Annotated in this window: 16 protein-coding genes; 12 read left to right on the forward strand and 4 right to left on the reverse strand. The window is 33.2% G+C overall.

Annotated elements, in window-relative coordinates; translation table 11 throughout:
- Window positions 1-10 precede the first annotated feature (10 nt).
- From OD803_RS05660 to OD803_RS05710, 11 genes are all read left to right on the forward strand, one after another.
- Complete coding sequence (locus OD803_RS05660) at window positions 11-1,450, forward strand: glycoside hydrolase family 30 protein (protein ID WP_262732677.1); 1,440 nt, start codon at window positions 11-13, stop codon at window positions 1,448-1,450.
- 11 nt (window positions 1,451-1,461) lie between these two features.
- Window positions 1,462-2,940, forward strand: coding sequence for a glycoside hydrolase family 30 protein (locus OD803_RS05665; RefSeq protein WP_442899852.1), 1,479 nt, complete (start codon window positions 1,462-1,464; stop codon window positions 2,938-2,940).
- Window positions 2,941-2,964: 24 nt separating this feature from the next.
- Window positions 2,965-3,960, forward strand: coding sequence for a T9SS type A sorting domain-containing protein (locus tag OD803_RS05670; protein ID WP_262732678.1), 996 nt, complete (start codon window positions 2,965-2,967; stop codon window positions 3,958-3,960).
- Window positions 3,961-4,064: 104 nt separating this feature from the next.
- Window positions 4,065-5,441: a sugar porter family MFS transporter gene (locus OD803_RS05675; protein ID WP_262732679.1), complete on the forward strand. Its 1,377-nt coding sequence runs from the start codon at window positions 4,065-4,067 to the stop codon at window positions 5,439-5,441.
- A gap of 18 nt (window positions 5,442-5,459) precedes the next feature.
- Window positions 5,460-6,299: an RteC domain-containing protein gene (locus tag OD803_RS05680; RefSeq protein ID WP_262732680.1), complete on the forward strand. Its 840-nt coding sequence runs from the start codon at window positions 5,460-5,462 to the stop codon at window positions 6,297-6,299.
- A gap of 235 nt (window positions 6,300-6,534) precedes the next feature.
- Window positions 6,535-6,813 carry a helix-turn-helix domain-containing protein gene (locus OD803_RS05685; protein WP_036124021.1) on the forward strand — a complete coding sequence of 93 codons (279 nt, stop codon included), beginning with the start codon at window positions 6,535-6,537 and terminating at the stop codon, window positions 6,811-6,813.
- 33 nt (window positions 6,814-6,846) lie between these two features.
- Window positions 6,847-7,383, forward strand: coding sequence for a 1-acyl-sn-glycerol-3-phosphate acyltransferase (locus OD803_RS05690; protein ID WP_262732681.1), 537 nt, complete (start codon window positions 6,847-6,849; stop codon window positions 7,381-7,383).
- The gene (locus tag OD803_RS05695; protein WP_262732682.1) at window positions 7,380-8,042 is read left to right on the forward strand and encodes an ATPase; all 663 of its coding nucleotides are present in this window, start codon (window positions 7,380-7,382) and stop codon (window positions 8,040-8,042) included. Before OD803_RS05690 ends, OD803_RS05695 begins: the two co-directional genes overlap by 4 nt.
- An 83-nt stretch (window positions 8,043-8,125) precedes the next feature.
- On the forward strand, window positions 8,126-9,031 hold the full coding sequence (locus tag OD803_RS05700; RefSeq protein WP_262732683.1) for a sce7726 family protein: 906 nt from the start codon (window positions 8,126-8,128) through the stop codon (window positions 9,029-9,031).
- Window positions 8,992-9,927: a sce7725 family protein gene (locus tag OD803_RS05705; protein WP_262732684.1), complete on the forward strand. Its 936-nt coding sequence runs from the start codon at window positions 8,992-8,994 to the stop codon at window positions 9,925-9,927. The genes OD803_RS05700 and OD803_RS05705 overlap by 40 nt, the downstream gene beginning before the upstream one ends.
- A gap of 2 nt (window positions 9,928-9,929) precedes the next feature.
- Window positions 9,930-10,970 carry an RES domain-containing protein gene (locus tag OD803_RS05710; protein ID WP_262732685.1) on the forward strand — a complete coding sequence of 347 codons (1,041 nt, stop codon included), beginning with the start codon at window positions 9,930-9,932 and terminating at the stop codon, window positions 10,968-10,970.
- Between the two features lie 533 nt (window positions 10,971-11,503).
- On the opposite strand, the gene OD803_RS05715 is transcribed toward OD803_RS05710, so the two are convergent.
- Genes OD803_RS05715 through OD803_RS05730 form a run of 4 tightly spaced genes read right to left on the reverse strand, consistent with a single transcriptional unit; the run spans window position 11,504 to window position 13,082 of the window.
- Window positions 11,504-11,692 carry a hypothetical protein gene (locus OD803_RS05715; RefSeq protein WP_262732686.1) on the reverse strand — a complete coding sequence of 63 codons (189 nt, stop codon included), beginning with the start codon at window positions 11,690-11,692 and terminating at the stop codon, window positions 11,504-11,506.
- The gene (locus OD803_RS05720; protein ID WP_262732687.1) at window positions 11,682-11,924 is read right to left on the reverse strand and encodes a hypothetical protein; all 243 of its coding nucleotides are present in this window, start codon (window positions 11,922-11,924) and stop codon (window positions 11,682-11,684) included. The genes OD803_RS05715 and OD803_RS05720 overlap by 11 nt, the downstream gene beginning before the upstream one ends.
- The gene (locus tag OD803_RS05725) at window positions 11,902-12,324 is read right to left on the reverse strand and encodes a DUF5675 family protein (RefSeq protein WP_262732688.1); all 423 of its coding nucleotides are present in this window, start codon (window positions 12,322-12,324) and stop codon (window positions 11,902-11,904) included. The genes OD803_RS05720 and OD803_RS05725 overlap by 23 nt, the downstream gene beginning before the upstream one ends.
- A gap of 2 nt (window positions 12,325-12,326) precedes the next feature.
- Window positions 12,327-13,082 (reverse strand): hypothetical protein, encoded by a 756-nt coding sequence (locus OD803_RS05730; protein WP_262732689.1) that lies wholly within the window; start codon window positions 13,080-13,082, stop codon window positions 12,327-12,329.
- Window positions 13,083-13,303: 221 nt separating this feature from the next.
- Between OD803_RS05730 and OD803_RS05735 the strand changes: the two genes are divergently transcribed.
- Complete coding sequence (locus OD803_RS05735; RefSeq protein ID WP_229730285.1) at window positions 13,304-13,504, forward strand: hypothetical protein; 201 nt, start codon at window positions 13,304-13,306, stop codon at window positions 13,502-13,504.
- Window positions 13,505-13,553: the final 49 nt, after the last annotated feature.

Below are 13,553 nucleotides of genomic sequence, written 5' to 3' on the forward strand. Positions count from 1 at the left end.
TAAATTTAAAATGAAGATATCAAATAATTTTATATCCAGAACAGTGATACTATTAGCCTTACTTTTTGCATTTCTATCTTGCAGTGACGATCAAATGCCTACTTACCCACCTCCAGAAGTTGAAGAACTTAATGTAGACTATTACTTGACTTCACCGGATCAAACAAATTTGCTGACTTTGCAATCTGGCGGTATGTTTCCTCTAGCGACTAATAATAATTTTACTATTAATGTTTCAGAAGAGACAACTTTTCAAGAAATGGATGGTTTTGGTTATACCTTAACAGGAGGTAGCGCTATGTTGATAAATACTATGTCTTCTGGTTCTAGGGCTAGTTTGTTACAAGAACTTTTTGGAAATGATGCGAATAGTATTGGTTTAAGTTATTTACGAATAAGTATTGGTTCTTCAGATTTAGACAGTACAACTTTTAGCTATAATGATTTACCAAATGGGCAAACAGATGAAAATTTAGATAACTTTTCTTTAAACCCTGATATGGCCAATCTTATTCCAGTATTAACTGAAATATTAGCTATCAATCCTAATATTAAAATTTTAGCATCACCTTGGTCTGCGCCCACATGGATGAAAAGTAATGGTTCTACCATAGGAGGAGAATTATTACCACAATATTATGATACCTATGCTAACTATTTTGTAAAGTACATACAAGGTATGGCTGCGCAAGGCATTACAATAGATGCTATTACTATTCAAAACGAACCAGAAAACCCTTATAATAATCCAAGTATGCTTATGAGTGCAGAACAACAAAAAACCTTTGTTCGAGACCATTTAGGACCCTTGTTTGCAACCGAAAGCATCAGCACAAAAATTATTCTTTTTGATCATAACCTAGATAATCCAGATTATCCAATATCAATAATGAATGATGCGGTAGCTAAAAGTTTTGTAGACGGTTCTGCGTTTCATTTATATGCAGGTCAAATAAGTAATATGACTCTCGTGCACAATGCACACCCTGACAAAAATGTGTATTTCACTGAACAGTGGATAGAGGCACCGGGCGATTTCTATTCTGACATGCGTTGGCATGTTCGTGAATTAATTGTAGGAGCACCTCGTAATTGGAGCAAAAATGTATTACAGTGGAATTTAGCAGCAGACCCAAATAGTGACCCTCATACAGATGGCGGGTGTACCTCATGTTTAGGTGCAGTCACAATTAGCGGTAATGATGTAACAAGAAACCCAGGATATTATAGTCTTGCTCATGCTTCAAAATTTGTGCCTCAAGGTTCAGTGAGAATAGAATCAAACTACTCTTCAGATTTTCCAAATGTCGCATACAAAACACCAGATAATAATATTGTTGTGATTGTTTTAAATAATTCAGATGTACAAAATACACTTAATATTAATGTGGATTCAGAACCAATAACTGCTACAATTCCTGGAGGGTCTGTAGCTACATTTATCTGGTAAAAACAATAGAAATGAAACAAACACTATTATACATACTATTTACGGCAGTTACTCTTATCTCTTGTAAGCAGAAAGGAAATCCTGAAGATTTAGGGATGACTTATGAAAGCGAAGAAAAAGTTAGTTACTATGGTAAAAAGGCAAGTGTCTATACTACTGCTGAAAACACGAACAAAAGATTATCACTAGAATTACATAAAACCTTTGAAACAGCAAAACAACCATTAGAAACTGAAGTAGCCATTTTTGTTAATCCAGAAAAACAATTTCAAGAGTTTTTAGGCATTGGCGGAGCTATTACCGACGCATCTGCAGAGGTGTTTTCAAAATTAAGTAATGACAAACAAGAAGAATTACTTAAAGCCTATTATTCTGAAGATGGCATAAACTACAATATTATAAGAACCAGTATACACAGTAGTGATTTTGGTTTAGGTAGTCACACATATATAGATGAAGGAGATAAAGAGCTAAAAACATTTTCAATTGACAAAGATAAAGAGAAGCGCATCCCTATGATTAAACGTGCGCAATTTTTAATTAGTGACGATTTAGTGTTTTATGCCAGCCCTTGGAGTCCACCTGCCTTTATGAAAACTAACAAGCATATGCTTGAAGGCGGTAAGTTGCTCCCCGAATATTATCAGGCTTGGGCTAATTATTTCGTGAAGTTTATTGAAGCTTATGAAGCCGAAGGTATCCCTGTTTGGGGCGTTACAATTCAAAATGAGCCTATGGCTACACAGCGTTGGGAATCTTGTATCTATACTGCCGAAGAAGAACGTGATTTTTTAAAATATAATTTAGGGCCAACTTTTGAAAAAAATGGTTTTGGTGATAAAAACATTGTGGTTTGGGATCATAACAGAGATTTAATATCGCATCGAGCCAATACAATTTTTGAAGATTCTGAAGCGTCAAAATACGCTTGGGGAATAGGTTTTCACTGGTATGAAACATGGACTGGTGGTGACCCAAAGTATGACAACCTAAAAAACATCAATGAATCTTACCCTACTAAAAATTTATTGTTCACAGAAGGCTGTCAAGAAAAATTTGATCCCAATCAATACGATCGTTGGTCTAATGCAGAGCGCTATGGGAATTCAATGATTAATGATTTTAATAGTGGTACTGTTGGATGGACAGATTGGAATATTTTGCTTAATGAAAATGGTGGTCCAAATCACGTACAAAATTTTTGTTTCGCTCCAATCCATGCTGATACTCAAAAGAATGAACTTATTTATACGCCTACCTATTACTACATAGGCCATTTTTCAAAGTTTATTAAACCCAGAGCAAAGCGTATTAGTACTACGGCCAGTAGGAGCACAATAGAAAGCACTTCTTTTCAAAACCCAGATGGACAAATCATAACAGTAGTTATGAATAAAACAGATAACAATATAAACTACAAATTGCAAGTGGGTGATAGTGAGATATCAAATACTATTCCTCCACACGCTATGCAATCAATTATTTATTAATTAATTAATATAAATTACTTTATTATGAAAAAAAAATACTTCCTTAATTTGGTGGCGCTTGCGTTACTATTTTCTTATCAAGCATTTTCGCAAGTAGATGTTACTTTTCGTGTAGATATGTCTGCCGAATCAGTAAGTGCTGACGGTGTTCATATTACAGGTACAATTAATGACTGGAATACCAGTAGTACAACCCTTACGCAAGAAGGTTCAACCGATATTTATTCTGTAACAGTGCAGCTGGATCAAGGTTGGCATCGTTATAAATTTTTAAATGGTAATGCTTGGGGTACCGATGAGTCTGCTGGTTATCCTTGTGCTCCAAGTAATGGAGATAGATTTCTTTATGTTAATGATTCAGGTATGAGTATAACACTTGAGTCCGTGCCATTTAACGGTTGTAACTCATCTGGAACTGGTTTTGAGGTGACTTTTAATGTTGACATGTCAAGTGAAGCTTCTATTTCTGGGGATGGTGTTCATATGGCAGGATGGCATACAGATTGGAACCCTAGTGTTTTATCGCTTCCAGATGTTAATGGTGATATTCATAGTGCTACTTTGCGATTACCAACACCTTCTGACTACCCAATTACTTTTGAGTACAAATATCTTAATGGTAATGGTTGGGGAACTGAAGAAACTCCAGAATCAGAGTCAACCTGTTCGACCGTAACAGGTACTAACAGAATTGTAACGGTTAATAATTCAGGCGATAATATTTATAATGTATTTAATGGTTGTGACTATTCCTTAAATACTGAAGAATTTAATGAGAATGCTTTTGAATTTGTATATAATCCTAACCAAAGAGTGCTTAATTTTTATGGAGAAGGATCTCATGGTAGCATGGACAACGTAAGTGTTTTTGATGTTAAAGGCCAATTAGTAAAGAGTGTCCCAAGCTCAAAAGATATCACAAGTTTATCAATAGATTTTCAAACGTACTCTGATGGTCTTTATTTTGTTAGATTGACCAGTAATAGTGGGCAGGTTGTTAAGAAAATACTTGTATATTAATTGAAGTGTAGTTAATAATGTGTTGAATTAGTTGAATACGTTCTTTAAGATAATAATCGTTTTAAGGAACGTATTTTTTTGCCATAATTTCAAATCTTTCCAAAATGAAAAAAAAATCCTACCTATTATTAATAACTATTATATCGGCCCTTGGTGGTCTTTTGTTTGGTTATGATACTGGAGTTATAAATGGTGCTCAATTTTATTTTAGTAAATATTTTGAGTTAACTGATGCTCTAAAAGGATGGGTGGTTGGTAGTGCCATACTCGGTTGTTTAGTAGGAGCTGTTGTTTCAGGAAAATTAAGCATCCTAATCGGTAGAAAAAGATCATTAATAATTTCCGCAATACTTTTTACTATTTCAGCATATGGTTCTGGTCTCCCCAGTCTATTTCCTGAATCTGTAACTGTTTTAGTGATTTTTAGAATTATTGGAGGTATAGGTATAGGTATAGCTTCTATGAATGCGCCTATGTATATAGCGGAAATTGCCCCATCTTCAATTAGAGGTAAAATGGTAACATATTACCAGTTGGCAATAGTTATTGGTTTTTTTAGTGTTTTTTTGGTTACCTATTTTATAGGCAACGATCTAACGCAACAAGAAAATATTGCTTTTGGTTGGCGGTATATGTTTTGGTCAGAGTTAATACCTAGTTTAGTATTCTTAATATTATTGTTTTTTATACCAAAAAGCCCGAGGTGGCTATGTTTAAAAGAAAAAACAGATGAAGCTCTTTTAGTTTTAAAAAAAATACAAGGTGAACAAAGCGCAAAACAAGATATTGAAAGAATCAAGACCTCTACTCTAAATGATAGCTATTCTTCAGAAAAAGTAAATTATTTTTCTAAAAAAATATTGAAAATAATCATTATTGGTTCGCTGCTTTCAGTTCTACAACAATTTACAGGAATTAATGCAGTGTTATATTATGGCGCAGATATTTTTGAAAAAGCACTGGGATATGGACAAGAAGATGTGTTAAAACAACAAATTCTTTTAGCATTTATTAATGTTGTTTTTACATTAATAGCCATGTTTACTGTCGATAAATTTGGAAGAAAACCATTAATTTATATTGGTTGTATAGGGATGATTACAGGTTTCTTGGTGCTAGGTGTAACATTACAACAACAAATTGTAGGGATATTATCATTGATTGGAATTTTAATCTTCATTGCGTCGTTTTCCCTATCCATGGGACCAATTGTATGGGTACTATTGTCTGAAATGTTTCCTAATAAAATTAGAAGTGTGGCTATGTCAGTTGCCGTGGCTGCTCAATGGGCTGCTAATTATATTGTTTCTCAATCATTCCCTGTAATTGTTGGTAGTGATATAAATAATAGTACCACATGGAACGGGTCTTTACCTTATTTTATTTTTATATTTTTCATTTTACTAATTATAGTTGGCACCTACAAATTTATCCCAGAGACAAAGGGGAAAAGTTTAGAAAAATTAGAACAGATATGGTAGTTTTAAAAAATAAAAAAATTGAATGTTAGATTTAGAGAGATAATAGGAAACTTAAACGAGCAACTAAATTTTATCAATCTTGAAATAGACGATCCTATAGAACAATGTGAAAAATCAATTGAAATTATTGTTTTGACTGTTGAAAATTTAAAAACTCAAATAAGCAAAAAGAAGTTTAAGTCTCAAGAAGAAGAAATCAAATTTTTTAAGGAAATAAAACCACAATTTACCTCAAAACTTATCTACTACAATAAGATTTATAAGATAGAAACCAAAAAACCACGTGGTGGTCGCAGAGTCGTAAAGAAATATTATAGAGAAGAACTTCAAAAGCTAAAAAGGTTTTTTGATTATGAACTGGAGTTTTATAAATATTATCGTACTGGAAGCACATATCTTGATTACAAGTATTTCGTAAGGGGTAACTTTGATATTAAGTTGAGTTTAGACTCTTTGTATTTTGAATCAGACCTGTCTTTTGCTACACTTCACAGCTATAAAGTAGCTAAAATTATGGCCAACGATTTGTTGGAAGTCTTTATTGAAAATAAACTGCAAGAAACAAGTAATAATTATAGACAGAAATCACAACGCAAACCCAACTCGGCTTTAACCTGGACGGGTTCAAAAGTAGCCTTAATAGAACTGTTGTATGCATTACATTCACAAGGAGTGTTTAATAACGGGGCAACCGACTTAAAGGATATTGCCTTGTACTTTGAATCGGTGTTCAATATCAATTTAGGTCAGTACAGACGTACATTTTTAGAGATTAGGATTCGTAAAACAAACAGGACAAAATTCATTAATTCTCTAAAGGAATCATTAGTAAAACGAATGGATGATACAGATTTTTAAAAAATCGTTCACAACACAATCCCCGTTGTGAATAAACTTCACTAATCCATTTCATATTTGCCAAACGAAAGTCAAATCAATATAAAACTCTCACTGTCATATTGAGCACTGTCAAAATATCTGTGAGAGTTTTTTTGTCATCCTGAACTTGTTTCAGGATCTAATTAAAAATCATTAATAGCTGCTGCCGAGAATGAAAGTTCGAGGCGGTAGCTATTTAACTTAAATCGTTACTATGGCAGCAACAATTATTACTACAGAAGATCTTCGAGAATTTAAAGAAGAATTACTTGAGGACATCAAAGCAATCATTAACCACCAATCAGGTTTCGCACCTAAAAAATGGCTCAAATCACCAGAGGTTAGAGACCTATTAAGTATCTCACCAGGAACATTACAAAATCTTCGTATTAATGGCACATTGCCCTATACAAAAGTTGGTGGTGTTATCTATTACGACTATGAAGAAATCTTAAAAGTAATGGAAGAAAATCGCATCCATAATAAATTCTAATTGTCACCCCGAGCGCAGTCGAGGGGGCTTTTTATGGAAGACGTAAACTACATCAAACACCTTAACGCAGTTTTCAGCCAATTCTCAAAAGACAGTCGTTTAAACCCAACCCATATAAGCTTATACATAGCCTTATTCCAGTTGTGGAATTTAAACCGATTTTTAGAAGAGTTTTTTATAAACCGTGATGAGGTTATGCAATTATCAAAAATAGGCTCGAAATCCACCTATCACAGATGCATCAAGGAATTAAACCATTGGAAATATATCGTGTATTTCCCATCACACAATCCGTATAGAGGGAGTAAAATTAAGATGTTCAAATTTGGGACAAGTTCTGGACAACTAGTGGGACACAACAATACTCAAATCGAGACAAGTACTGGACAAGCACTGGTACCTATATATAAACATATACAAACTATAAAAAACAAAAACAGTAATAAACAGAAAAATTTTAAAAATTCAGATTTTAATGATTCTGAAAGAGATTCAAAACAAAACAACAGTGTCCCAAATATGGACAACCTAAAGACTACTAAAAACAAAAACTACAACGAGCCTTTATGAAAAATGAGCAACCTCACATAATCATCGAAAAAGGCGTCCAATACAAACTTGGCGAGTTAAAAGACAATTGTATTCAATACGATTTCAAAAGCATACTCATTTACCTCGATGCAAAAGGAAAGTTGTTATTTGGCAAAAACTTTAAGATTTATGAAGAGGATGAGGTTGTGTTGTACAAGTTATGTATCTATTTTATTCGTGATTTTGAAGCTTGTGAAAAACTAAATATAGATCCAAACAAAGGTATTCTGTTATCTGGTCCAGTTGGTTGTGGTAAAACCAGTTTAATGAAATTGTTAAGGCACATAGTACCACATCATAAGGAGTATGAAGTTATTCCGACAAGAAACATCACGTTTGCATTTAACAATGTTGGTTATAAGACCATTCAAGAATATGGTAACAGTAATTTCTATTGTTTTGACGATTTGGGAGTAGAAACAACCGGAAGACATTTTGGGAAGGACTGTAATGTTATGGGCGAAATCCTCTTATCACGTTACGATTTATTTCTTCAGAGAAAAATCAGAACCCACGCAACTACAAACTTAAACGCACAAGAATTAGAAGAAAGATATGGAAATAGAGTACGTTCCAGAATGCGACAACTCTTCAATTTGATTGCTTTTGATAAGGAAAGTAAGGATAAAAGAACCTGATTTATAGACTTATGCTCAATAAAAAATCTTAAAAGTCGTTAGAAATACGACTTCTTTATGAATTTTGTAGATTTGTAAAAATAATGGAGATAACTAAAAATATAAACCAGATTAGGAGTTTAGCTCAAATTTTTTCTACCGCTAATTTTAAAAAAATAGTGAGAGACAAAGATTATTTTGATACATTTTATCGTGTAGATAGATATACAAAAGTCAAAGAGGGCACTACTAATCTTCAGGTTCTAAATCAAATTTACAAATCCTTACTTTGCAACTATAAAAACGAGTATGTCTACAAAAATATTCTTATCAATAAGCTTTTATTGAAAAAATATAGTTTGAAAAGTACTATAGCATTAAATGAATTTAAAATAGCAAATTCAATAGCGGACTTTGTTCTTTTAAACGGTGAAGCTCGTATATATGAAATCAAAACTGAACTTGATGGTCTAGAAAAATTAGATAAGCAGTTATCTGATTACGAAAAATTTGCAGACAAAATATATATAGTTACAAGCTCAAAGCATATACCAAACCTATTAATGAAGTATTATAATTCTAATATTGGTATAATTGAGTTAACTCAACGAAATGCACTAAAAACTGTAAAAGAAGCTAAAAACAATACATTTACTTTTAAGCACGATACTCTTTTCAAGACATTACGAAAAGATGAATACATTAGCTTGATAAGATCTTATTTTAAATATGTGCCTGATGTTCCTAATACTCAAATTTTTAGAGAATGTCTTAAGATGTCAAAAAAAATAGATATTTTAGAATTTCAAAAATTAGTTGTACAAAAATTAAAATATAGGAACATTTCTAATCCGGAAGTTTTTAAAGAAAGACAAATTCCTGAATCACTTAAGCATATTTGTTATTCTTTAGATTTTTCAGAGGCTGAATACCAACAATTAGAATATTTCTTATCACAAAAAAGCAAAATATGTATTTCCCATATGTCAGAGGTAAGCAATTTGAGTTAATCGCATTAAGAGACTTATGTGGCTTATTTCCAAACGATATTTTAAAGACTTCACCAGTAATAGAACCTGTAAAAAGTTCCTCTACATTAAAATCTTCTTTAAAAGAATTAGCTTCTAAAAATGTCAATTTTAATGTTGTAATTAACCCTAGAGTTGGAGATTTAAAAAACAACAATCAAGCAATAGTTGATGTCCTTAATGAAAATTTACAGCATTACGATAATTATCAACTAGCAGTAATTATTGATGCTTTCTCTTCAAGACAATTAGAAACTTTAATAGGGTTTATTAATGGTTTGAACCTAAATTATAACGGTGTAACTTTAATTCATAATACTGAAACTACAACAGAAAACATAGAGCTGCTAACTTCAAGTTTAAATGTTGTATATAATTTAATCTATTTCTCTAAAACAAGTAGAAGATATTACCGTGAATTTGAACAACAAACAAGGGTGTCTCTTGATGATTATTTTAAGGAATTACCAAGAAACGTAGACTATTTAGACCAAGAAAGTAGCTTTTCTGAAGAGTACAGATACTATCAAGAAGACGGTTTTGTAGGATTTGGTGACTTTATCACAATAGGAGACAATTATTCTGATTCTGGATTTTTACCAAGGGCTGTAGCTATTCATTTATCTTACATTGATGGCACAGATAAAATTAAAGTAAAACATTTTGTTTCAGATTCAAATGGTGACACTTCAGATATCGGAGGAAAATTCTCTGAAGCTTTAGATAAATTAGTCGCTTGGTGTAATCAACATAACATTCATACCCGAGCGGTAGAAATTTTTAGGGACTTGCAACAGAGAGGTCATTTTCCTGGTCTTGGAACTCTTAAAAAATTATCTATTATGAACCACATCGAACTGGTAATTACTAATATATAGTTATGAATTGTTGCATTAACTGTTTTACCAGTGACTATCTCATTAATATTATAAATGCAGATGATAGAGTCGGTGATTGTAATTTCTGTAAATCGACTAATGTATCCATATATGCAGCTAGGGAACTTGCACCATTTTTTAGAAATATTATATCGCTTTATACAGTTGACGAAGCTTCAAAACTTGATTTGCCACAATCTTTAAAAAAAGACTTTAATCTTACTACAGATGAGGTTGTAAACTCTAAAGAGCTTTTTCAAGCAATTTTTGCAGATGAAATAGAAGATATTGAAGATTTGTTTAATAATAATGTATCTTCTGAAATCAAGATTGATTTACTTACTGAAACAAACCAAATTCACGGTATTTGGGAAGACTTTAAAGAGGAAATAAAATATACAAACCGGTATCACATTCAAAATACAATTGACTTAAATAAGCTTACTAACTTTTTTATGCACGAAAGCTTCTATAAGGAGATTAAAAAAGGGAGAATATTTTATAGATGTCGTATTTCTGATAAAAATGGTTTTCCGCCAGACGAAATGGGAAATCCACCTAAAGAATTAACAACTGGTGGTAGAGCAAACCCTAAAGGTATTTCATATTTATATGTGGCAGATTCGTTAAAAACATCATTGTACGAAACACGAGCTTCACTATTTGATTACGTTACTGTAGGAGAATTTCAATTAGAAGAAGATTTGAGAATTTTAAATTTAAGAAACCCTAAAGATGACCCTATTCCTTGGTCAGAAAATGAGGCAATAGAAGACTTCTTAATTTATGTTCCTTTCATTCAAACACTACAAAAGGAAATCTCATTACCTATCAGAAAATTAGATAAGCAGTTAGACTATATCCCAACACAATATATTTCAGAGTTTATAAAATCTTTGGGATTTGATGGAGTTGAATATCAAAGTTCGTTATACTCTGATGGTTACAATTTAGCTATTTTTAATCCGGACAAATTAGATTGTCACACAACTCAAGTTTACGAGATAGAAGGTATTGATTTATATCATACAACTGTTAAGTAAATTCCCCACAAACCAAAACCCAGTTTTTTCGTTCCTCAAAATCCTCTGTCTTTTGGTTTGTTCCGCTTCCCTTGCTTATGTAGAGTTTAAATTGCCAACGCTTATGTAGCACATTATAGCTTGTTTTCTCGTACCTCGTTCACAACTGTAAAGAACTACACTTCGCCAAAAGCTATAAATTTAAACACTACCCAAAGCTATATTTACATAACGGGTAGTTATAGTAGCATTCATTTAGTTTCTGTACTATAACTCCATTATGTAAAATATCCGCTCACCAGCCGCCAATTATGTACTGGCATTGAAGTTCAGAACACACAATTTTTCCATCTTTTCCCCACCACCCATTTCAACGGTATAGGTTACAGCAATTATTAATGTTTTGCCTTGTGTCTGCGGTAGGTAAAAGGCTAAACCATCTGCTTAGAAGGCAGACGGTCATAGCTTTCACCCACCTCAACACCGCGCATAAAAAAAGGGCATTTTTTAGAAAATGCCCTTTATTTATTTTTCCAACCACTAAACATCAATAATCACTTACACCTACGACACTTTGCCCCAAGAAAAGTGATGATTTTTTTAAGAAGTAGAGAAACAAAGAAACTCACGATAGCACCAACAATAGCCAAAACAATGGTAGTAATCAAATCTTCAACACCAATATTAACGATTGATGAAAAGAATGTACCACCAATAATGGCAGATTTGGTATTATAATCCATCGTCATTCGCATCAGTTTCGGTTTTTTCATCATCAATAACAACAGCTTGACTTACTGCGGTGGCTACAGTTCCGGCAACGGTCATATAAGTAGCAATGGTTACCACAATAGCTGGCATCGAAATTGGTGCAGCTATGATGGCACCACCTGCAGTAGCCAATGCAATACCAATATTGCGTAAAGTCTTGAAAAATTTGGGAGTTGGTTTTTTATAACGTTCTACAATGTTCATAATTCTGTGATTTAATAGTTAATAAAATGGTTTCTTTTCTGTCTTTAGCTTGATACACCAAAGACAACAGTTTTTGCATAGCATTCCTTGAATAAACACCTTTACCAATTCCACTCAAATACGTTACTGGAGCAATACACCCTTGAAGCTCTTTTAAAGCATTATTCGCAGGATGAAACAAAATGAAACTTCTACCTTTTACATCCTTCAAAATCAAATGATGCTTAAACCGTTTAGAAAAACGCGGTTCAATTTCATAAACACCTTCAGGTATACAGGAAATATTTCGCTTGTTATCGTTCCAGGGCAATTCAATAGTATGGCAAAGAAATTTACCAGAATTAAAGAGAGTACCATTGGTACCCTCTTCAAAATAGGCTCTATGCAACACTAATTTCATACTTACGGGATATCTACAATAACAATTGCCAAAGCGTTGTAAGCACCGTTCTTAAGCTCGTACATTTGTCCGTTAACCTCTTGGTAAAACTCAATACCAAGCACCTGAACAACAGGAAGCGTTGAGTTAGCGGTTAAAGAAGCTGTTAAGGCAATAGCAGCAGTATCTGCAGCAATGTATGGAAGAATGGCAGTCTCATCATTTTCAAATGTTGAGGTTTCATTCTCAAAATCCAATTCAGAAGCACCCATTACCACCTTAAAATGGGTTGTTCCCGTTGGTGCTGCAATTCTTACCGTTGGAGAAAATGCATCAAGGTTAACCGTAGCATCACCAGAAACACGGTCAAAAGCATTCGTAAACGGAGCAAAAAGTGTTGTTCCTAACTTTCCACCTAAATTGAATTCAAAGCTTTCTAACAGGCTTAAATTCCCATCTTGAAGTGTTCTAGATCCTCTTTCATTGGTTGTGTCAGTTTTAGTGATAGCAACCAACGTTTTAGTTAAACGAGACACTACACGTTTGTCCTTTGCATTTTGTAAAAGAATACGTATAGCATTTCGAAGTAGTTTACCACCTTTACCAGCGCGTCCAAATTCAGACCCATTTTCACGCGTTCTCTGAAACGCAGGATCATTCGCAATACGATTGGCATCTACACCGCCTTTTTCGCGTGCAAGATGTCCGTCAGTCGTTTTGTAAAAGGAAATACCACCGATAGTTCCTTTCAGTTTAATAATACCAGTTTGTTTTGCCATAATAATTCGTTTTTTGATTAATGAAACCAAATCACGTAATTTTATAGCACGTTGTTAAAAAAGCAATTCCGTTTTCGGTCATGCATTCCGATACAACCAAAAACGTCATTAAAATATTGAAAACCCTATCGGGATTTTCAACATTTTAACAACGCATCATCATCACCATAATCATAAAACAATAAAGTATGGATGATGTATGGATAAAGTATAGATAAAGTATGATGACCCCAAAAAGAGCTTGCATATACCCAAAAGATATTCAGCGTATCACAGGACGTAGTGAACGTTATGGGCGTAAGCTTTTAAATGATATTAGAAACTACTTTGGAAAGGAATCCTACCAATTTGTCACAATCAAAGAATTCGTTGAATACAGCGGAATAGAAGAGGAAATTGTAAACAAATATTTAATAGATTAATCATAATATTTGGTGCAAAATGACTGGTTATAATGGAGTTAAAATTGTA

This window comes from Gaetbulibacter sp. NE (assembly GCF_025548475.1).
Lineage (GTDB): Bacteria > Bacteroidota > Bacteroidia > Flavobacteriales > Flavobacteriaceae > Gaetbulibacter_B > Gaetbulibacter_B jejuensis.